This is a genomic window from Paenibacillus sp. Leaf72, from assembly GCF_001422685.1.
Classification (GTDB): Bacteria; Bacillota; Bacilli; order Paenibacillales; family Paenibacillaceae; genus Pristimantibacillus.
Genome location: NZ_LMLV01000031.1, coordinates 156,163 through 178,427 on the forward strand (window position 1 = coordinate 156,163; position 22,265 = coordinate 178,427).

The 22,265-nt window shown below is 44.2% G+C and carries 16 protein-coding genes; 2 read left to right on the forward strand and 14 right to left on the reverse strand.

Annotation, left to right across the window (positions count from 1 at the left end; all coding sequences use genetic code 11):
* Window positions 1–12 precede the first annotated feature (12 nt).
* Window positions 13–765, forward strand: a complete 753-nt coding sequence (locus ASF12_RS24130) for an SDR family oxidoreductase (RefSeq protein ID WP_200931666.1) — start codon at window positions 13–15, stop codon at window positions 763–765.
* Window positions 766–1,717: 952 nt separating this feature from the next.
* Here ASF12_RS24130 and ASF12_RS24135 read toward each other — a convergent pair.
* The 8 genes from ASF12_RS24135 to ASF12_RS24170 form a co-directional block, all read right to left on the reverse strand.
* Complete coding sequence (locus tag ASF12_RS24135) at window positions 1,718–4,375, reverse strand: alpha-L-rhamnosidase (protein WP_056040366.1); 2,658 nt, start codon at window positions 4,373–4,375, stop codon at window positions 1,718–1,720.
* A gap of 11 nt (window positions 4,376–4,386) precedes the next feature.
* Entirely contained in the window at window positions 4,387–7,467 is a 3,081-nt protein-coding gene (locus ASF12_RS24140; protein WP_056040369.1) for a glycosyl hydrolase, read from the reverse strand.
* A gap of 27 nt (window positions 7,468–7,494) precedes the next feature.
* Window positions 7,495–8,379 carry a carbohydrate ABC transporter permease gene (locus ASF12_RS24145; RefSeq protein WP_056040371.1) on the reverse strand — a complete coding sequence of 295 codons (885 nt, stop codon included), beginning with the start codon at window positions 8,377–8,379 and terminating at the stop codon, window positions 7,495–7,497.
* A gap of 21 nt (window positions 8,380–8,400) precedes the next feature.
* Window positions 8,401–9,306, reverse strand: a complete 906-nt coding sequence (locus ASF12_RS24150; protein WP_155973452.1) for an ABC transporter permease subunit — start codon at window positions 9,304–9,306, stop codon at window positions 8,401–8,403.
* Window positions 9,307–9,378: 72 nt separating this feature from the next.
* A complete protein-coding gene (locus ASF12_RS24155; RefSeq protein WP_056040373.1) occupies window positions 9,379–11,076 on the reverse strand; it encodes an extracellular solute-binding protein in 1,698 nt (565 codons plus the stop codon).
* Window positions 11,077–11,262: 186 nt separating this feature from the next.
* A complete protein-coding gene (locus ASF12_RS24160) occupies window positions 11,263–12,693 on the reverse strand; it encodes an extracellular solute-binding protein (RefSeq protein WP_056040375.1) in 1,431 nt (476 codons plus the stop codon).
* Between the two features lie 263 nt (window positions 12,694–12,956).
* Window positions 12,957–14,591, reverse strand: coding sequence for a response regulator transcription factor (locus tag ASF12_RS24165; RefSeq protein WP_056040377.1), 1,635 nt, complete (start codon window positions 14,589–14,591; stop codon window positions 12,957–12,959).
* Entirely contained in the window at window positions 14,566–16,329 is a 1,764-nt protein-coding gene (locus tag ASF12_RS24170) for a sensor histidine kinase (RefSeq protein ID WP_056040380.1), read from the reverse strand. Before ASF12_RS24170 ends, ASF12_RS24165 begins: the two co-directional genes overlap by 26 nt.
* A 396-nt stretch (window positions 16,330–16,725) precedes the next feature.
* Here ASF12_RS24170 and ASF12_RS24175 point away from each other — a divergent pair, with 396 nt between their 5' ends.
* Window positions 16,726–17,265: a class I SAM-dependent methyltransferase gene (locus ASF12_RS24175; protein WP_056040382.1), complete on the forward strand. Its 540-nt coding sequence runs from the start codon at window positions 16,726–16,728 to the stop codon at window positions 17,263–17,265.
* 418 nt (window positions 17,266–17,683) lie between these two features.
* Here the strand turns inward: ASF12_RS24175 and ASF12_RS24180 are convergent, their stop codons facing one another.
* The 6 genes from ASF12_RS24180 to ASF12_RS24200 form a co-directional block, all read right to left on the reverse strand.
* The gene (locus ASF12_RS24180) at window positions 17,684–18,772 is read right to left on the reverse strand and encodes a sensor histidine kinase (protein WP_155973422.1); all 1,089 of its coding nucleotides are present in this window, start codon (window positions 18,770–18,772) and stop codon (window positions 17,684–17,686) included.
* The gene (locus ASF12_RS24185) at window positions 18,762–19,445 is read right to left on the reverse strand and encodes a response regulator transcription factor (protein WP_056040384.1); all 684 of its coding nucleotides are present in this window, start codon (window positions 19,443–19,445) and stop codon (window positions 18,762–18,764) included. Before ASF12_RS24185 ends, ASF12_RS24180 begins: the two co-directional genes overlap by 11 nt.
* A gap of 142 nt (window positions 19,446–19,587) precedes the next feature.
* Entirely contained in the window at window positions 19,588–20,067 is a 480-nt protein-coding gene (locus tag ASF12_RS24190; protein ID WP_056040386.1) for a DedA family protein, read from the reverse strand.
* 129 nt (window positions 20,068–20,196) lie between these two features.
* Window positions 20,197–20,316: a glycosyl hydrolase family 95 catalytic domain-containing protein gene (locus tag ASF12_RS36670; protein WP_442952553.1), complete on the reverse strand. Its 120-nt coding sequence runs from the start codon at window positions 20,314–20,316 to the stop codon at window positions 20,197–20,199.
* A gap of 122 nt (window positions 20,317–20,438) precedes the next feature.
* Entirely contained in the window at window positions 20,439–21,572 is a 1,134-nt protein-coding gene (locus ASF12_RS24195; RefSeq protein WP_056040387.1) for a serine hydrolase domain-containing protein, read from the reverse strand.
* Between the two features lie 493 nt (window positions 21,573–22,065).
* A complete protein-coding gene (locus ASF12_RS24200; RefSeq protein ID WP_056040389.1) occupies window positions 22,066–22,260 on the reverse strand; it encodes an MbtH family protein in 195 nt (64 codons plus the stop codon).
* Window positions 22,261–22,265: the final 5 nt, after the last annotated feature.

The following is a 22,265-nucleotide window of genomic DNA, read 5'->3' on the forward strand; positions in this document are numbered from 1 at the left end:
GAGAATTTAAAAATGACTATAAACATGGACGGCAAAGTTGCTTTTATAACTGGAGGAAATCGTGGCATTGGATTGGAAACGGCACGTCAATTAGGTAAGCTTGGAGCCACTGTCGTTATTGGGTCACGCGATTTGGAGAAAGGGAAGGTTGCTGTGGATACACTTCGTTCGGAGGGAATCCAAGCGGAGAATATCAAATTGGACGTCAATCTAGCCGAAGACCTTCAAGTTGCCTACAATTTTTTTGAACAGCGGTACGGTAAGCTTGATATGTTGATTAATAATGCTGGGATACAGATAGAGATTGAAGATCTTGCACCCATTAATGAAACAAGTACCGTTTCGCCGGTCGTTATGCGTGAAACCTTCGATGCCAATTTCTTCAGCATGGTTGAATTAACTCAGCTACTGCTGCCGTTGATTCGCAAAGCGCCAGCCGGAAGAATTGTTAATGTATCCAGTGCGCTTGGATCGAATACACTCCATTCCGATCCCGCTGCTCAAATTTATGATGTCAAGCTTCTTGCTTACGATGCCTCGAAGGCGGCAATGAATACCTTTACGACCCATCTTGCACATGAGCTGAAGGATACACCAATTAAAGTGAATTCTGCTTACCCTGGTTGGGTGAAGACTCCACTGGGCGGAAAATACGCTGATATGGATCTTGAAGATGGCGGTAAGACAAGCGTAATGCTTGCCACGTTACCTTCGGACGGACCGACAGGCAAGTTCTTTCATATGGACACAGAGCTGCCTTGGTAATACGGTAGTTAATAGAAAAACGTGTTAATACTAAGTTCTTGTCCTTGGCTCGGGACAAGAACTTATACCGATAAAACAAAAAAAACGCTAAAATAGCGACTTTCAATGAGACAATGTTCTTGTCCCTCGACAGATCGATCGACCTCAAAAAATTTGTCTGCGGATTTTGAGCTGGCCATTGTAACCGCATAGAATCGTGTTCAGTGCTGACACTCTTCAGCCTTAAGGTGTAGAGGCTGTTGAGCTATAGTTCTTACTTGCTAAATTGCCTAGACTGGTTAATGAGTCGTTGAAAGCTATTGCGGTCTCCGACTCGTTTCAATCTGGCATCTAAAAGTCCTTTTTTCTATTCGATATATGATAAGGATAATAGATATATTAACCAGGTTAACGGATTGAAAAACCTTTTCTATATCAGTGCTTTTTTTGAGTCGCCGCTAGCGCACACGCTGTCCAACAAGGTGAGGTCAAGTTCCAAACCATGCCGATCCATGTGCCACTATCCGGCAGAGTAGAACTTTCCATCGTCTTCTCTATTTCTCATTTTTTATTTCACTATTGCATTTTTCTTAATAGAATCCAGTTCTTCTTTGCTGTGATAAGCACCTGCGCGTATAACAGCGTCTATCTTATGAAGGTTCTGAACACTCTCTAAGGGATTTTCGTCCAGAAGCACTACATCGCCATTCTTACCTAAGTGCTAAAAAGTAAAGATAGAGGGTATCCTTGGAACGAAAAGAATATTGATGGATATATAGCCACGATAAAAAAGAAAGAAACAGACAGTTTCCAAAAAGGCCTGGAATCTATCTGTCTTTTTAGCAGTTCTAAGGTACTTTACTATTTACAACACTATACTTGTTATAGAAGCTTCACTTGGCTATTTAGTACGAAAAGGTTTTTTGATCTCCGTCTCATAAACAGGGATCAGTTCAGTTCTAAGCAAGCCTACTTATTCTTTCGGGGAATAGAAATTATAGCTGCCAGAGCTGATTTTAATTACCCCATAAGGCTGGCCATTCTCCCATTCAGGATCGAACTCCCTTTCCTGCCCAGCCTCTAATACCTTGGCATTCGCTGAAGCAAGTGGAATCTTAACTTGACCTATGGTGTTAGGAGGCAGACTTACCTGTAATCTCACTCCATCTTGCCCATGCGAGAAATCGACTTGGATGATACCTCTAACGGAATGATAGCTTCCTCGCACAAAACGCACCTTATCAAAATAAATCGGCGCGATCCCAATTTCTTGATAAGCGTCTTTTATCGATGAGATACCAAGCATATGCTTATATAGCCACTCTAAGATGTGGCCCATCATATCATGATTGCGTGACCTAGAATCGTCCGTCCAAAATTCAGGCAAAGCCGTCTCGCCCTGCTCCACAAACCGGATATAACTCGGATGCTCCGGCTGCATCATCATATCGAATACGATATCGTTTCGATTTATTTTGGCTAATGCGCCAAATAAATAACGAAGCCCAATCTCTCCCGAGCGCAGCTGATGGCTGGCTGTCGCCTGAAGCAATGCGACTTCAATATCAGCAAGCTTCTCCTCCGGAACCAAGCTAAAATAAAGCGGCATCGCCTGCATGACCTGGTTCTCTGGATCATATTCGCCGTTCAGCTTGCAATAGGCGTAGCGGTTTTGACCTGGAACTGGTTTAAGCAGACGCTCATTATAAAGCTGTTTAGTTCGCTCCGCCTCGGCAGCATAATACGTATGCTCCTCGTTATATCCCAGCATTAAAGCATATTTTGCCATCAAACGGAAGGCTTCGTAATAGAAGGCGGTTTCCACGTTTTCAACATAATCACCGCCTGTCTGCGGTGCAATGCCCCAATCGCCTAATCCATGTCCAATGAATCCGCCATGAATCTCTCTGGTATGCAAGTAAGCCATATAAGCTTTCATAGCCGGATATGCCTCTTCTATAGCGGTCTTATTCCCGTATGTCTGCAACAGCAGCTCTGGCACGAGGATGATCGCGCTTCCCCATGCGATGGAATCACGGAACCCCTCTTCAAACCTGGAATACTCAGGAGCGATATCAGGAATGAGCCCTTCCTCTGTCTGAGCCTCCATCATGTCGCGCATTATTTTCAGCCAGAGCTCTTCCACCTGCTTAACATACATAATGGAGGGTCCCATCAGACTGGCCGTCTCTACCCAGCCCAGCTTCTCAATCGTCGGACAATCCGAATGTACGCTCTGTAAATTACTCTCGATTGCTTTAATGATAATTTTGGCAAGCTGTGTGATGCGCGGATCATCCGCCTCCAACTCGCCCACATTTTTCGCGGCAGAAGTGACAAAGTAACCTTTGACATCGTGTATGACAGGCTTGGCAGGGTCTCCACCATCACGCGTACAGCCTTCGATTTGCACCCATCTGGCCCCGTAGCAGGAAAAGTCAGGCTTCCATACCTCGATCTCACCCGTGCCGGCAAGGATGTATTCAGAAAAAGTAACAATATCCCAAGGCGTTGCAACCGTATTATCTTTATTTCGCAACTCACCCGGCTTGATCGTCACTTTGCTGCCTGCCGGTCCGCTCACATGGATCTCAAACATGCCGGACATGTTTTGTCCAAGATCGTAGACATATACCTGTTCAAGCGGCTCCTCAATTCCAATGGTGTCATATATTTTTCGCACGGTTATTGGTGGCTGATTTTGGCGAACCAATCTGCCTGATGGAGCTGCCAACACCACTGCCTGCTCCCATTCTGCAGCATCAAACGGAGCCTCATACCAGCCGACCGGGTAACGTCTTGCATCAAAATTTTCAGATCCGTACACATTCGCAAGCATCGTTGCGCTATCTCTAACCTTCCAGCGGTCTGCTTCCGTAAGGATTAGCGCTTTGGAGCCATCCTCGTACTCAATATGCCATTCTCCAATGGCAATCAGGTTCTCTCCGAATGCTTCATACCCTTTTCCTATCGTGTAGAAATGTCTTCCGCCGGCATCTCCCGCATAAAAGCCATTGCCGACCGATAAGCCAATGACATTGGTTCCCATGCAGATATGATCCTTTACATCAAAGCACACATATTGCACGGACTGGTGATAATTCGTCCAGCCAGGGTCCATTTCATGGTTGCCTACTTTGCTGCCATTCATAAACAACTTAAAATGACCCAACCCTGAAACGACAGCATAAGCCCGTTTTACTTTATTTAATATTTGAAATTCATGACGGGCATAGAAAGGCTGCTTTCTTCCGCTGCCGATCCACTTTGCCTTCCATTCCGTTACATGCAAATAGCCTGTCAACAGTAGCTGCTGCTCGCTCCATGCCTGCTTGCCCGCCTGATTCCAAACGGCTACTTTCCAATAGTAAACAGTAAGGCTCTGGAGCGGCTGCCCCGCATAATGTATATTCAACTGCTCGGAGGAGCTCACTTTGCCGCTATCCCAGCATAATTCTGTTTCCGCTAACAAGGCCTCCTCCGATTCAGCAACCACTATACGATAATATGCTTGCTGTTCTCCGTGATCTTTGCTTTCCAGCTGCCAAGCAAATATCGGACAATCCGTATCGATCGCAAGAGGGGAGTCATAGTTTTTAATTTGCAAATGAATAGGCCGAATGATATTCACTCTCCTGATATTTACTTAAGACCATACTTTAATTTTGGCGGTTCCATAAGTCCATAAGGCTTGCCCTGGTACTCGGGCGTATATTCGCCCTCCTCCGGATGAAATGACCACCAATCCATCCAGCTAGGCCGAGGATCAGCAAGGTGGAGCGGCCCAAACAAATTGCGAGGACTGCCCACGACTTTAATGGCTATAGCATTTAAGCCTGGCTTCAGTATGGTATCCAGCTCTATGAACGCTTCGCTTCGCCAAGGAACCGTTTTGCTTGCGGATTCATTCACCTTTACTTCCAGCAAAACAGCCTGGTACTGGCCAATCTCGAGCCTGCATCCTGTGCTATGCTCCGGCGGATGTTCCATCTCGAAGAGGTAATTCATGCTTCCGCAATAATAAGGATAGCCTTGGCTGCGCCAATCTCCATACGTTAGTTTTAATGGTTCATTTATCAGCTCTCGATGCTCATTAACAGCAAAGTCGCCGATGAGGTATCCATTCTCAAGCTCCATATCATTTTGATACGAAATTTGAATGTCTATTGTGTTAATTCCAACAGTCAGTGCAGGCAGCTTAAGCTTCTTCATGCTGACGTCCAAATAATAACCCTCGGCTTTCGCAGGCACTTCCTTTCCGTTAAGAGTAAAGCTGAAGCGTTCCGCATCCTCAAACACAAAAAACACATCGCTGCTCGGCAAATCGTTTACGTTAAAGGTAAACCGTAGCGAAATAGGAGTTCCATTCCCCGAATGCGGCTCATGAATCCAGAAATAGCGCTGTAAATTACCGGAATGAAACACCTGCCGCATCCCCAGACGTTCCCGAATTAGGCGCTGAGCCTTCCAAACCTCCATCGTCTCTGTCCATACCTCTTCTCCAAAACGATACTGGCATTGATCCAATATCAAAGCATTGGGCGCTGTGCGCTGGAAGCCTATAGGCTCCAAATGAAGGTCTGTCTTTCCTGCTGGAAATATCTTTATCTGCCCGGCTTCATCTTCCGGCTTATTCGAAAATAATACAAACAGCTTCGAGTCAGCAGGACCAAATGAAGCTCGAAAGCTGACCCCATGCTCTGTCGCTTCGGTTTCAATCGTTTTAATCTCACCTGTCCAAGCATCCCACTCCTGCAAGTAGCTGCCGCCTTCTAGTATAATTTGAACCTCAGAGCCTCTTTCACGATCATTATTGACGATGAACGCAATCGATTGCCCCTCAAGTGAACGATGCATATGAATAAAGAATGGGGCTTCCGATCCAGGATGCTCTTGAATACGGAGAGAACGCTTTGTCTCATTATCGAGCAGCCTCTCCAGTTCTTTCAAATCGGCTGCTTGCGTAAATCTTTCGTGCAGCAGCAGCGCAGCCAGCTTGTCTGATGTCTTGCCATCAATTAGCGAAGGCTGCTCACCGTAGGAAGCTACTTTACCACCATGACTCATAAACTCAAGCAGCAACTCCAAGGTAGAGGATAATAAATTCGTTAGTGAAGGCAGCACAACATAGCTGTACATGGCCTCTCCCACAACGATGTGGTCCCCCTTCACCTTGCCGAATTCCTTCATGATTAGTTCATCGCCTAGATCATAATCATGGTGAAGCTGGACAAGCCGATTCACGAATAGGTTGAAATCACGGTCATATTTTTGAAGCTCCTGCTCGTTGCCGGCACTGTTTTTCCAATCGGTTATCTTCACGTCATACCCTAGCCTCGTCCACACCGATGTAGAGGGATGAATAACCAATAGATCACGAGTTAGCTTGCCTTCACTCAGCACGGCGCTTAATCTGGCATAATAATCCTCCATGCCGCGGTTGTGCTCCCACCAGTTCGTATGATAATTAAAGGATGGCGGATAATCGCGCTTCCGGCAGCCGCGCAGCGAATACCAGGAAAGATGATGCGTCAGTACATTGACACCCAGCGCAAATTGCCAATCGCCAATCCATCTACGTGTCTCAAAGGTGAGATCCCAACCCGTTACGCCATACGTTTCGGTTATGACTCTCTTTTTCCCAAGTTGATTTGCAACGCTGGATGCCTGTTTCATCGTAAGATGCTCATCCGTTTGCTCGCATAAGGTATCGACACCGGGAATGTCCAAATACCTATAATGCGGCATTACTGCACCACTGTTCAAAGTGGAACCGATTAGACTGCTCTCCGAATGGAAATGTCCAGTGAATTGGATTCCCTGCTCTCTGCACCAAGCGCCAATTTGCTTCGTATACGATTCGCTGAACGTTTCCGTTATCGTGAGCCAGTAATCATGTCTGATCTGCTCCGAGCCCTCTCCCTGAAAAAAAAGATAGGGAAGCAGGCTTCCGATTGGATATCCTCTTCGATGTTCAAACGATTGCTCTATCACTTCACTCCAAGTCATCCAGGTCAGCTCCAAGTCATTTAAACGTTCTGAAAAACCTTTAACCGTGGGCTCATCTGTAAAAATACCAGGAATCGTCTTGCCGAACTCTTTTCCAACAGCTTGGCGATAAGGCTCATAATTGGCCTCAATAAACAATCGGGTCGTTTCGGGATTCATCAAATCTGTATACGTATCGCCATGGCACCAGTCATTTTTGGCAGCAATCCGTTGTTCGAATACAAGATAAACCTCGTTAGCAGCTTCAAGATACTCGCTTGGTTCATCTATGGATAGTTGTACCAGCGAGTAAAGATGATTTCCCTTGATGACGGCTCGGTAAACAAAACGGAGGTTAGCGCCTGGACGATAATCCCGGCATATATGAAGTGTCAGTGCCTTAGCCCGCACTGCGTCACCGCCAAGCCGTGGAACCATCCCTCCTCCCATACCAGAGGAATATCGATCCTCATCATAAAGCCATGCTTTAAGACCGATCTCCTTCGCTTTGGCGACGCACTCTTTTACACGATCCATAAACATTTCACTGAGATAAGGCGTCTCGAGTCCCTCTCGGACGTGCATCATAAATCCGCCCATCCCCTGCGCATGAAACCCCTCAATTTGACGGTCCAATTCCTCCTGCTTCAGCTCATCGTTCCAAGCCCAGAAAGGTACCGATCGGTAATCGATACCCGGATTCTGGAATGATGCTTTCAATTCATCCCGTTTCATCTCGCACCTCTATCGTTACAAAATTGGCTAACCTTTCACGCTTCCCAGAACAAGACCTTTAACAAAATATTTTTGCAGGAAAGGATAAATGCAAAGGACTGGCAGCATGGAAACAAATAGCTGTGCTGCAAGCACCGTCCGATTTGAAATATTGGCGATTAACGAGAGATCGCTTGCATTCATATTCGTTAAATCTCTAGCGACGATGACCGTTCTTAAATACGTTTGCAACGGGTAATTAGAAGGTGAATTCATATAAATCATGCCATCAAACCAAGAATTCCAATGAAAAATGATTGTAAACAATGCGATCGTAGCCAAGGAAGGCTTCGAGATCGGCAAATAGATGCTCCAAAGCGTCCGCCATACACCAGCTCCGTCCATTTGAGCAGATTCTTCCAGCTCAATCGGCTGCGTACGGAAGAAATTGAGCATGAGCACGATATTGAATACATTTACTGCTGAAGGAATAACAAGTGCCCAAATGGAATCCATAAGACCTGTCTCTTTGACAACCATAAAGGTCGGGATTAATCCGCCATTGAAGATCATCGTGATAACAAAATACCAGGAATAAATCGTTCTCGAACGGAATTTCAAGTTTGACTTAGATAATGGATAAGCAGCCAGTACGGTAAGAATGAGGCTAATCGATACGCCTAGAAACAAACGCTCAAAAGAGACAATCACCGTCTGTAGAAAGATATGATTACCAAATATATATTTGTATGAATCGAGGTTAAAGCCAACTGGCCAAATCGTCACCCAACCAGCCGTGACTGCTGAGTTGCTGCTCAGCGACATCGCCGCCATATGAAGGATAGGGAAGAGGCAAGTTAGTGAAAATAGCGTCAAAAAAGCATAATTCGCGTACAAAAATAAAACTCTAGAAGGCGTGCGCCGTTCGATCATCGTGAGAGTACCTCCCTTTCTTTAAAAGATGCGATAGTTGGCAATTCTGTAGGCCAGCAAATAAGAAACACATATAAAGATGAGCGACACGACCGATTTAAATAATCCAACAGCGGTCGCTACGCCATATTGCATTTGCTCCATCCCGATCCGAAACACGTAAGTATCCAGAATGTCCCCGCTGGAATACACTTGCGGACTATATAAATTAAATACCTGATCGAAGCCGGCATTCAAAACATTTCCGAGACTAAGCACGCTTAGCAGCACGATAATTGGCCTCATGCCAGGCAGTGTAATATGCCAGGCTTGCTTCATATGACCTGCCCCGTCAAGGGCTGCTGCTTCATACAACGACTTGTCGATGCTCAATATAGCAGCAAGATAAACAATCGTATCAAAACCTAATTCCTTCCATATATGAGAGGCTACAATAATGAAACGGAACCAGCCCCCTTCACCGAGAAAATAGATAGGCTCCATACCCAGAAATTGAAGGAAGTTATTTATAATGCCACCTGACGGCGAAAGAATATCAATGAGGATGCCTGATAAAATAATCCAAGATAGAAAATAAGGCATATAGACAATCGTTTGAACCGATCTTTTGAATAAGACATTTTTCACTTCATTTAACAATATGGCAAGCGTCAGCGGAAAAATAATGCCTACGATAATTTTCATAAACGAAATCAGTAAAGTATTACCGATTACCTTCATCGTGTCAGGCATCCCAAACACATATTTGAAATTTTTGAGTCCAATCCACTCTGAACCAAACCAGCCGCGAGAAGGAACAAAATCCTGAAACGCGATGGCAATACCCATGATTGGTCCATAGCTGTAAATAAGCACAAGGATGACCGCTGGCAAAAGCATCATATGATAAGCACCAGTGGAAAACCGGCGTTTGCGGATTCCTTTCATTTCCATAATTGCATACACTCCATCCATCTGAATAAAAATAAGGAGGGACTAGAGTTGCCCCTCCGCCTTCATTTATTTCTTAGCTGCGTCCCAATCGTTAACTTCCTTCGTCACATCTTCCAACCCCAGCTTATTTAGCTGCTCAACAAATTTTTCGAAATTGTCTACCGAATCCGAGCCCATAATCACTTTCGTATAGTACTCTACTACTGCTTGTTCAATGGTTTTCAATCGGTTTTTCATCGCATCTGTAGAAGCGCCGTAAAATTCATCCATTTTAAATAAGTTGTTTTCTACGTACTCATTCATCGATTTGAAGGAGCCTGTCTCGCCAAACACCTTTTCAAATTGAGCATTCGCATTGTCACCCGCTTTAAACTTCTCGATATTATCATAGTAGCCTTTTTCTTCTGCATTCAGCTTAGAGGCATCGCCTGTTTTGAACGCTTCAACAATTTTAAGATGCGCCTGCAAGTTCTTCTGCGCTTTCCATGCTTTTGCAACCGCATAGTGGTGGCCGGGAGCAGGCTCAGGTCCCATAAATTTATCGAACTCCGCTTGTGTCGTATCGCCGTAATTCAAGTCCGTCCAGAAATTCAACAGCTTCATAATAGCTTCCGGATGCTCATACCCTTTGCGTACAACAAAATAGTTTTCCACGTTCAGCTTAATTTGCGGATTAGCAGGTTGGTCATCCTTGGAAACAATCGGATGTGCAAGCCAGTTGGCACTCGGAAAATTATCGATTGTTTGCTGCAGTGGGAACATCCCATTCCACATCGCCCCAATATTAATGCCAACACGGCCAGAAGCGGCAAGTTCAGCAGCTTTGCTTGAATCCTTCGCTCCAAAATCCTTTTCAATCAATCCTTCCTTATACAGCTTGTTCAAATAAACGAGTGCGTCCTTCACTTCCGGCTGTGCGCTTCCGTATACAAGCTTGCCATCAGCTCCGCGAACCCAAGCTTTCGGATAAGCATCAAATGCGTTGAAGATACCAAGTGCTTCAGCTACGCCTGGCATCAAGAAATCTCTGTTCAGCATCATGCCCACTGTGTCCTTCTTGCCATTGCCGTCCGGGTCCTGCTCAACAAACGCTTTCATTACTTTATAAAGCTCATCTGTCGTTTTCGGAACCTGCAAGCCTAGCTTATCCAACCAGTCTTGACGGGCCCACAAGAAGGAAGCGCCGTCGATGGCCGAGTTTGTTCCGGGAATTGCAATCAACTTGCCGCCAAAGGTTGCGGATTCCAATGCGGAATTGCCTTCCTCCGTAATAATCTCCTTAGTAAGCGGTGTAGCATATTGATCATAAATATTCGTTAAATCCTCATACATATCGGTCTTGGAAAGCGTTGCCAGCTGCTCTTGGCTTACGGCCAGCAAATCCGGAATATCGCCAGAAGCAATCGCTACGCTTATTTTCTGTTTACCGGCATCAGCACCTTTGGTATACCATAGCGGCTTGATCTCTATGCCAAGCTCATCGCGATAGGCTTTGATCCACTCGCTGTTTTCCCATTTCTCCTCTGTAAAACCGTCGGCAATTGGATCACCAATCATCACGCCAACCGTAAGTTCAACAGGAGGATCGAACTTTGCTGTCGGATCTACGGGCGTATTGTCTACTGCAGCCCCATTACTGCCCCCGTTTGTTGCCTGTCCGTTATTAGCCGTATTGCTGCCATTACCCGTGCACCCTGCTAGAAGAGATACACTTAAAAGTACGACTGCTGCTGTAGAATACACATTCCTATTTTTCTTCATCATGCTTGCTCCCCCTCTGTTTATCGCGAAATGCTTACAAGTTCATCTTACACTTCGCACAAAAAGAAAACGATTTCAAAATTCCGAGATTTCTTGCACTCTACCGACTTCCTAATCGCTGTGAACGCAAAAAAAAGAAGCTGAGCCTCTTATCTCGAGAACGCTTCCAGCTTCTTCCTTACTCACATGTTATAGCTTACCAGATTTCCACTTATTCACTTCTCTTGTTGCGTCATCCAAACCAATTTTGTTCAGCTTGGCGATGAAGGCTTGAAACCCATCGAGGGACTCTACTCCCATTATTGCCTTTGTGTAATATTCTTCTACCAACTGATCCACCGTTAGAAGTCGGGTATTCATGGCATCTGTTGAAGCTCCATAAAATTCATCCATCTTAAATAGATTTCGCTGCTTGTAATCATTCATGACCGCGTAAGAGCCTGTGCTGCCAAATACTTTCTCATATTGGGCTTTGGAATTATCCCCTGCCTGGTACTTGAGAATATTATCGTAATAACCTTTTTCTTCAGCGTTCAAAATGGTATGATTTCCTGTCTGGAATGCCTCCATAATTTTCAAATGGGCTTGGAGGTTTTTCTCTACTTTCCATACCTTTGCCACCGCATAATGATGCCCTGGAGCAGGTAAAGGTCCAAGGAAATGGTCAAATCTTTCTTGGGTTGTATCACCGTAATTAAGCTCCGTCCAGAAATTGATCAATTTCAATAGCGCTTCCGGATGAGCATAGCCGCTGCGTACGACATAATAGTTCTCTACATTGAGCTTGACCTGCGGATTGGCAGGCTGCTCATCCAATGAAACGATCGGATATGCCCGCCAGTCGGAATCCGCATCATTGTCTTTAGTCAACTGCATCGGATACATCCCGTTCCACATGGAGCCAAACATAACGCCAACTTTCCCGCTGGCTACAAGCTCGCCTGCTCTTCCGGAATCCTTTGCGGCAAAATCCGTCTCCATCAGCCCTTCTTCGAACAGCTTGTTTAGAAAGGCAAGCGCAGGCTTTACTTCCGCCTGTACACTCCCATAAACAAGTTTCCCCTTCTCCCCTTCAACCCATATTTTAGGATACGCATCAAACGCATTAAATAGGCCAATCGCCTCAGCCAAACCCGTATTTAAAAAAGAGTTGCTGAGCGCTAGACCCACCGTGTCCTGCTTGCCATTGCCATCCGGGTCCCGCAGTGTAAAAGCACGAATCACATCATAGAGCTCCTCTGTCGTACTAGGCACCTGCAACCCGAGCCGGTCCAGCCAATCTTTGCGAATCCATAGGAAAGAAGCACCGTCAATGGCTGAGTTTAGCCCAGGAATCGCAATAAGCTTTCCATCAAAGGTCGCTGACTCCAAGCCCCGTAGATCATCTGCGCTTATAATCGATTTCGTTAGCGGCGATGCGTATTGCTCGAATATATCCGTTAAATCCGTAAACAAGCTTGTTTTGGATAAGGCAGACAGCTGTTCTTGATTAACGGCAATCACATCGGGTATTTTGCCCGAAGCTATCGCGACGCTGACTTTTTGTCTGGCGGCTTCCATACCTTTGGTATACCATGCCGCTTTCACATTAATTCCCAGCTCCTGTCGGTACGCTTGCAACCAAACACTATTCTCCCACTTCGATTCCGAAAACTCCGACGCAATCACATCGCTTATTCCGACGCCAGTTGTCAGAGTTATGAGAGGAGCAGCTTCATGACCATTCTCGCTTGGGTCCTCACTTTTGTCTATGGTCACTGAGATTCCGCTACAAGCCGATAAACCAATCAACATGATGAGTAGAGTTAGAACCGCACGGGCTAATCTTTTATTCAAATAAACCAATTCCCTTCACCTTTCGTCTGCGCCGTTTGATGTCTGTTTTACCCGCTTGTCCGAAACTCCTGCGGCGTTTGACCTGTTTCCTTCTTGAAGAAGCGGCTGAAATAGCCAGCTGACGTAAAGCCCAGCGACTTGGCTATATCCTGTATAAGCAATTGCGGCTCGGAAAGCAGCTCTTTGGCTCTTTGAATTTTCAGAACGGCAATGTATTCACTAATCGTTATGCCTTTGGCTTGCTTAAATAAACGAGATAAATAATCCGGATTCAAATAAACCAATTCCGCCAAGTGCGTCATGGACAGATCGCCATCCAAATGCATCTCAATGTACGTATGAACCACTCCGAGCACATCGCCGCGCAAGCGGGAGGATTGTGCATTATGATGGCTCTCAAAAACATTAATCATATGTTCAAGCAAAATAATGCCGTCACTTCGCTCAGGAAGTGCTGCTGAATGAAGCAACTTAGAGACATGCGGCCCTGCTAGCGGGTCGCGATCCAGGCCGTATTTGTTTGCAGCCGACAAAAAACGCAGCGCGACTGCAGAATACAGCTCTATATATCTGATTTCATCGATGGCAGGCCAGCTTGAATACATGCTCAGCTCAGCAACGATTGCCTGTACTTCCTCTCGCTTGCCTGTTTCCAAATAGAGATCAAGCGCATTTGCTTTTTTGTGAAAAACATCGATGAAGCCGCGTACTTCCTCATCATTCGATTGAGCATCATACGGCAGATTTTTGTCCGTAACGATAATCTGCTTTTCCGCGTAATATTGGGAGAGCAGCGCTTTCAGAGTAGTGAATTGCCTTGCCACTCCTTCCCAATCGACTGCGTTATCTGTGTACGCAAAAGAAAAGGTACGCCCGGTTGATTTTTCCACCGTTTTTTGAATGGTCTCCAGCGAGCCTTGCAAAAATGTCCTCAATCCCTCGGGATGAGGGGGCGTATTTTCTTGCGCCTGCAGGAACAATACATAATATTCCCGATTATAAACGACATCCATCATATTTACATAGCCTGATAAATACCGAACGCAGACCGAATGAAGCGCGGTCAACATCAGCTCTTTCTCAGAAAACCGCAAGGCACTCGACGCCAGATCCAGCCGCGCAGCCACCATAATAAGCGGCTTATTCGCCATTAGCCTGATTCCGAACAGATCAATCGTTGTTTGAGATAGCTCTTCTAAAGGCTGAAGTCCATCAAGCACATCAGAAAGCATCAAGGAGCGATGATGAACGGCCTGCTGTCGCTGCGTTTCCACAGCCTGCTTGAGCAGGGTTTCAACAGCCATTTGCTCATCAAGCTCCGCCACCGTATTGCGAACTGCCTCAACGATCGCTTCGTCTCCCTCGGATTTCAATATATAATTTTGGGCTCCATTGTTTATGGCGTGGTGCACATAGTCAAATTCGTCAAAGCCCGTTAGGAAAATCAGCTTGCATTCCGGCCAACTTTGCTTTACTCGGTCCCCCAGCTCCAAACCAGTCATTTTCGGCATTTTGATGTCCGACATCAAAATATCGATTCTTTGCTGCGACATCACAGTCAATGCATCAATGGCGCTAGAGGCTTTATAAAGCTCAAGGCGATGCCCTTCAGACTCCAAAAACAATTCATACAAGCCATCGAGCAGCAGCTTTTCATCATCTACGATCAGCATTCGGTACATACGCCATCTCTCCGTCCCACTCAATGATCATTTTAACCTTTAGGCCGCCAAGCTCACTTCTTTCTACCTGCAAACCACTTCCGAGCCCAAAGCTATATCTCAATCTTCTATGCACATTTAATGTTCCCGTAACCTCCGCAGCCTCCTGCTCCTCTGATAGTAATGCCTGCAGCTTCTCCAGCCCTTCCTCGCTAGCTTCCCCGTTGTCTTCAACCACAATGATCGCTTTACCAGCCTGCTCAACAAAAGAAACCCGCAGAAGACCGCCCTCTGTCACATTTTCAAGTCCGTGTACAAATGCATTTTCGACAAGCGGCTGTATGATCAGGCGCGGTACGGATATGGGCTTCAGCCTCTCCGGAATGTCTCCAAAATCGATGGTCACCCGGTCAGAGAAACGTGCTAGCTGTAACATGACATAGTTTCGAGCATGTGCAGCTTCATTCTCTAAAGGGACAGTATCCCTTGTATTACGTGTAATAAACTGAAAATATTTCGCGAGCTGATTTGTAAACTGCACGGCCTCATCCTCTTTTTGCATCTTGATCAACCGAATAATACTGAACAGGCAATTATAGAGAAAATGAGGATTGATTTGCGATTGCAGCTGCTTTAACTCCGCATTCTGCCGATGGATTTGCTGGTTGTACACTTCATCAATCGATATTTGGAGATTAACAAGCATTTCATTAAAGCGTTCGTACAAAAAACCAAACTCATCATCCTTGTGATGCCTAATATTCAGATCAAGGTTCCCTTCCTCTACTCGTTTGAACGCGCGCACGATTTTAACCAATGGTTTGTTTATGACCCGGTTAATATAGAAGAGATAGAGCCCTACCATAATAATGGTGGCAGCAAAAAACAACCAAAACCATTGAATATACGGAATGACAGATCGAAACATGGTTGGCTTGTACAGAAAATGATCCAAAAAAATGCCGCTTTCCTTGTCAACTGAGCGCACATAAATATAATCTTCAGCCTTGTCGGAAAATGAACCCTCCGTCAGTTTCTCCGCATCCACGTTAGAAGCATAACTCTGTTCCATTAATCGAGAAAGCTCTGATTTTTTGACAGATATGATCCTGTCTGAACTGCTGCTGAGGCCAAGCACCATTGCTCCCGTAAAGTCGCGTTCTGCTGCAGCCTTTAGACTCCGCTTCAACTCAGTAGCCCGCAATTCGATTTCCACGACAAGCTCCGGTGTCCCGCTGAGTGAGCTATCAAGCGGAAAAGCGACGATAAGCAGCTTGTTTTTGTACGAGATCACATTATAAGGATTTTTCAGTTTTTCTGCCGGAACCGCGTTTTTCTTGAGCTCACCATACCCGTCTACCGCCGATATTTCCACATGTATCGATGATAAATACAACCGGACGTCAAAGATCAAGTCACTGCTGTTCCGAATGGAGACAAGCTTTGCGCGGAGAAAGTTAATCAATTCAATTTTTCGATACGATTCTAAAATATCATACGCATTAACGAGCTGAACCAAATACATGTCGTTCATCATATCGTATTGCAGGGAATTAAACCGCTTAAACGTGCCATTTAGCTCCCTAATGTAGTTTTCGGACTGCGTTTCAGCCGAATTTACGATATCCTGTCTAAGCATGCCCGTCGCCCAGCTATACAAGATGCCTGCCAAAATATAAATTGGAATGGTGGCAATGATAAAGGCTATGATTAACCGCTTATAAATGGAAAACTGCCATTGTCGATGAGACGGTCTCATAATTAGCCCCCTTGCGCTTATTTTAATTTTTGATTATAGCTTACTCCAACCTATGAAAACAATGCTAAAATTCCGACTTGACTAGCATGATTCCGACTTTATGTATATTACAGAATCCCGAAAGAACGTAGCCCAGTAATCAGCTAATGAGTTTCTCCTCGCTTGTCTTCAAATGCTTCGTGACCGCCTTCACTACATTTCCTCATCCAAATCTTAATTTGACCTTTATCTTGTACGCCTAAATGTTCTACGGTTTTCGATAGCACCAGAATGGCATTCTGTTTCAGTAACTTAGGAAAATGTTTAACTTCTGTCCTTTTTTTGCTTACATAAAAGTGCACCCCTTAGAATTTAATCGGATAAACCAAGGGTTTATTCCAAGGTCTATTCTAAGGAGTGCACTTCACTCAAGGATTTCTTAAAAATCCAAAGCGAGTAGGAGGTATTTTTCCCAGTTCAAGATTTCTTGCAGCTAAAACTGTACAGTCCATACCTTGGAATGAAGTTAAGGCAATCGCAGAGCTTGGATCAGGCACTGGTGCCATAACAACGCACATTAATACACATCTAACTGATTCCGCAAAGTTGTTTTTGTTTGAAAGAGACAAAAAAATGAGGGAGAACCTAAAAGTAAAATACCCGGGCTCCATGTTCCATTCTAATGCATCCTATTTAATAAAAAAAATGAATCAAGAAAGCGTTCATCAGCTTGACTGTATTATTTCTGGATTACCATTTTCTAATTTTTCAAATGGAATCAAGGAAAATATACTACATCAGATTATTAAAGCACTCAGGCCAGGCGGATATTTAGTTGCCTATCATTGCTCTCGTCGAATGAAAAAGAAATTTGCCGAGCAACTGATCCTCGAAAAAAGTGAGTTTGTTCGCTGGAATTTCCCTCCATCATTTGTTTATATTTTTCGAAAGAAATAAGAAGTCAGCTAAACGCAAATTCAACATACTTTCCCTAACAAAAAAAGCCGCTAGTTGGCGGCTTGTAAAATGAAACTACCTAATATTGACTTTCCTAATAATAAAAATAGCGGTAAGCCTTGGATTCCCTCATGAACGAAGCCTAGATGCTCATGTAATGCTGCAGAACCATCATTAAACGCATATACGTGAGCATTGACCTTTACATACGTAATTCCTCAAAGTATTACCCCAGTAAAGATTCCATGGCATCAGATGAATTGATGCGATGTTTATTCAGAAAACGTTAAACAGCCCCACTTTACTCGAAAGTGAGGTTTACCTGTTATTGACTCCTAGATTTAGGCTATTTTGAACAATGAGTCTTACGGGACATAGAACATTATCATTCTAGTCGGGAGGTAATTATTCAGAAATCTTATTGTTCATTATCGGAATAATTATTTATAGGCAGTCCTAAGATAAACTTGAAGTTGCCATCTTTATGATTGAGTTTTAAGGTTCCCCCATGCAATTCAATAATGTTTCTGGCAATGGAAAGACCTAATCCAGCTCCAGTCTGAATACCTTCTGTACTACGAGCTTCGTCAACTTTATAAAAACGTTCAAACAAATTGTTTTCTTGTTCTGGTGTAAGTGGATTCCCTTTATTTTCTATCGCGATAAAAGCGTTTGAAGCGTCTGATTCTATGTTAATGCTAACAGTTCCAGGTTTTAAAGAGTATTTAAGGGCATTCATAAGCAAATTATCAATGGCTCTGGCGATTTTCTCACTATCAAGAAGAGTGAAAATAGGAGGATTCCCGATTTTTTTTGCAACCGTTATTCCATTTTCTTGAGCGATCGGTTCAAACTCAAAAAGCAATTGTTCCAGAAGTTTACACACATTAATTCTTTTAAGATCCAAACGCGTTTCACTCGAAGTAAGCCTAGTGTATTCAAACAAATCGTCGAGCATGCTCTTTAAATGAATGGCTTTATTAAACGTATTTTGAATAAATCGCCGATATTCATCTTTTGATTGAAATAAATCGTTTCGTAACAATTCAATATAGCCAATAATACTAGTAAGAGGCGTTCGCAAATCATGAGAAATGCCGGAGATTAATTCCATTTTAGATCTTTCAACCTCCCTCTCTTTAGCGATCTGCTGTTGTAAACGTTCAGCCATTAAATTGATATTTAGCGCAACCCTTCCGAGCTCGTCTTTTCGAACGACAGGTACCCGGTAATCTAAATCTCCTTCCGAAATAATTTGAAGCCCTTTCTCCAATGTAATAAGATCTGAGACAATTCGCCGTGTCAAAATAAAAAAAGTAGAAACGAAAATTCCTGTAAACATTGGAACAGTAAGGTATGCTAATATTTCGCTTACAGCTACACTAGCAAGATAAGCACAGTACTGCAGAACCGATGTTAGGATAATGGAAATAAAAAAACTAAAAACGGAATTCAATAAAATATTGATCTGAATTTTACTTTTTCTTTTATGTACTTTATTTGTCAATTTTATAGCCAACTCCCCATACCGTCTTAATATATTGAGGTGCTCTTGGAACTATTTCTATTTTCTCCCGCAAGTTGCGAATATGGACCATCACAGTATTATCTGAATAACCATACGGTTCTTTCCACACACTTTCGTAAATTTTTTCCGAGCTGAATACTTGTCCAGGGTAACTTGCGAGCAATTCTAGAATGCCAAACTCCAACGGAGTTAACGAAAGTTCTTTTCCTCTTAACAATACGGAATGTTTGACTTTATCAATGACGAGATCCTTGAGGTGAGTGACAGCTTGGATTTCTTCTTTATTTTTCATTGAACTTCGCCGAAATTGCGCCTTGACCCTTGCAAGTAATTCCAAGGGGTTAAAAGGCTTAATCATATAATCGTCTGCCCCTGTTGTAAGCCCTGTAATCTTATCAATATCTTCCTGCTTAGCCGAAAGCATAATGATGGGAACGTCATAAGACTCCCTTATTTTGAGACAAGTGTGAATGCCATCTAGTTTAGGCATCATAACATCCAAAATGACCAACTGGACTAAGTTTGTTTGGATGACATGTAGCGCTTCTAAGCCGTTTTCCGCTTCAAGAACAAAATACCCTTCATTGCGGAGATAAACATGTATGATATCTCGAATTTCTGAATCATCATCTACAATAAGGACCGTGTTCATTATATATTGCTCCCTTTCTCATGGTTATCTTTTTGCTCTTTACGAAAAGTATAAACGAAAGCAGGCGGGAAATTAAGGGGGACAAAATCGATACTGCCTAAACTGAACTTCTCGGATAAACGATTTTTCAACTGACTCAAATTTATAATAATGGGATGATGAAAAATCTTCCGATAACAAAAAACGTCGCTGTCCACAATAAAGCACTCGAATAGGAAATGAGAATGAATGTTCTGAATTTGACATTACCTAACCCAACAAGCATAGGCATAATATACCTGACCACAGGAAGGAAAAAACCAATGACCATTGCCCAATTTCCGTGTCGCTGCAAGATGGTTTGAGCTTTTTGAAAGTAACGGTTTTTTTCTATTTTTTCTTTAAAATGTTTCCCAAAGACTTTTCCCATGAAATAAGACACGGTTACAGCTATTAACAGTCCAAGCAATATAACTAAATAGGTTACCCAAGGATTTAAGGTACCATTACTACTCAGAAAAGCGCCAGTTAATATTGATATTTCGTTTGGTATTGGGATTCCGAAAGGCCCTAGAGAAAAGGCAACTAAGAAAATAAAATACCCATATTGATCAATTAAATGCATGAATGTCTCGCTGATCATGTTGACCCTCCTCATCTCAAATTCCATAGATGAAGAATACCAGTCAAAACTAAGGAACCTATAAGAATTTTTCTAAAGAAATTCTGAAGAAAGGCTGCTACTAATCAAAAAGCACTTCTAAACAGGTCATTAAACCTGGCTTAGAAGTGCTTTGTCATATGTCACACCGAAGTTTCCATCAATCTGGAACGGAGGATGCGCATCAAATAAATTGGCATAACCCTGCAGGAGCTTGCTTATCTCGTTCAAGTTTTCAGAGAAACCAACGAACGTCTTGTCTTGAATGACAATGGTCGGTAACCAAACTCTTGTCCCGCGACACGAATCAAACGAATCAAACGATATGCCGCGCTAAGACTCCAGCTTCCACATTACAAGCAGGAGTACACGACATTTCGCAAGCGTCGCTGAACGTAAGGCTCCTGATTGTTCAGAAGGTGCTGCGCATACATAACGGTAAGCTTGGAATCCGGGTCAATGATAGCCATGCACCCGGCGGCGCCGCTCCATCCGAATTCGCCGAGCGGGCTCAGTGAGCCGCTTAATGACTGGGATACATGAGTACGGACACCAAGGCCATACCCGTATCCACTCATGTGATCCCATGAATAATCGCCGCGGGTCTGCTCGTTCAGATGGTCCTTGCGCATCAGTTCCACCGAGGCTTGTGACAGAATCCGCACGCCTTCGGGACTCGTGCCGTACCCAGTCAGTGCGTTCAGGAACAGTGAATAATCACTAACTGTGGACAACAATCCGGCGCCACCACTCTCAAATTCGCTACCAACCCGGTACCCGTTTCCATCCATACGTACGGCTTTTTCAAGCTCGTCATTGTACATATACTGCGGAATTAGTCGGGTCCGCTGTTCATCGTTCAGATCGAACGCTGTATCGTTCATGCCAAGTGGTCCGGTGATTTCTTCTCGCAGATACGTACCGAAGCGTCTTCCGCTGACAACCTCCACCAATGCCCCGAGCACATCGTGGCACATGCTGTAGTTCCAATGCGTGCCTGGCTCAAACAAAAGGGGTTCCTTGGCAAGCGCTTTCGCGAAAGCACGTGTTGGTAGTGTTCCGTTGGTGTTATGCACAGCTTCCTTAAAAGATGGAGAACCTATATCATAGGAGAACCCCGCAGTCATCGTAAACAAATCGCGTACCGTAATGAGACGGGTTGCTTTTTCAAGCCTAATTTCCCCGTTCGGCAAAGTTTTCCTTACCGTCATCTCGGCATACTCCGGCAGATAGTCGGAAACCGGATCACTTAGCAGCATATCGCCTCTCTCCACCAGTTGAAGCGCCGCCACGCAGGTCATTATTTTCGTCAAGGAGTAGAGATTGAAGATCGCTCTATCACCGATTGGCGTCTGTTCCTCCAAGTTAGCATAGCCGCTACGGTAACGGAAAACGGTATCATTTTGATACATCACCAGTACCTCTGCCCATGGAACTCGCCAGGAAGTGATACGGTCAACAAATGAAACAAGCGGTTGAAAATCCATTTTTTTCCCCTTCCTTCTATGTAGAATCGTTTATCATTGCGTAATGTGGTCCATGTTCTCTCTCATAATCCACATACTAATAATATACGACCATTCGCATGTAATGACCACCATCAATCGTACATCTCATAGGTAACCTAGGAGATGGTTCTCTATCATTTATCTGATTAGCATCCCTTTGTTAACATAATAATTGTTATTGAATCATAGTTACCCAAATCCATAGTCGACAATTGCATTAAAAAGGGTTAACCATTCGAAATGGCTAACCCTAACCTTTTTGCCCATCCCAATCAAATAGAACATCCGAACGTGCTCATTAACAGGCTCGCTGTACAATGCATGATGCTCCCTGTTTACGAACAACGCCCGGCAAAGCTGTGTAATTGGGAACCCTTCGCTCTACTACTTCAATAGCAGGCGTGCAATACGCTCAAGCTCTTCTTGGACCGAACGCCGATCCATGCGCAACGCACAGATGGCTGGAACAACTTCATGCTTGACGCAGGCTTAAGGGCGTCAGGTCGCTCCATACTTCCTTCACATAAGCTAGGCATTCTTCCTTCGTCCCACTCTTGCCGGCATTGCTCCAGCCTTCTGGATTGCTCAGATGCAATGGCCATATCGCATATTGCTCTTCGCCATTGACGACTACTTTGTAGCTGAATTCTAGTATTTCGTTCTCCATCAAAA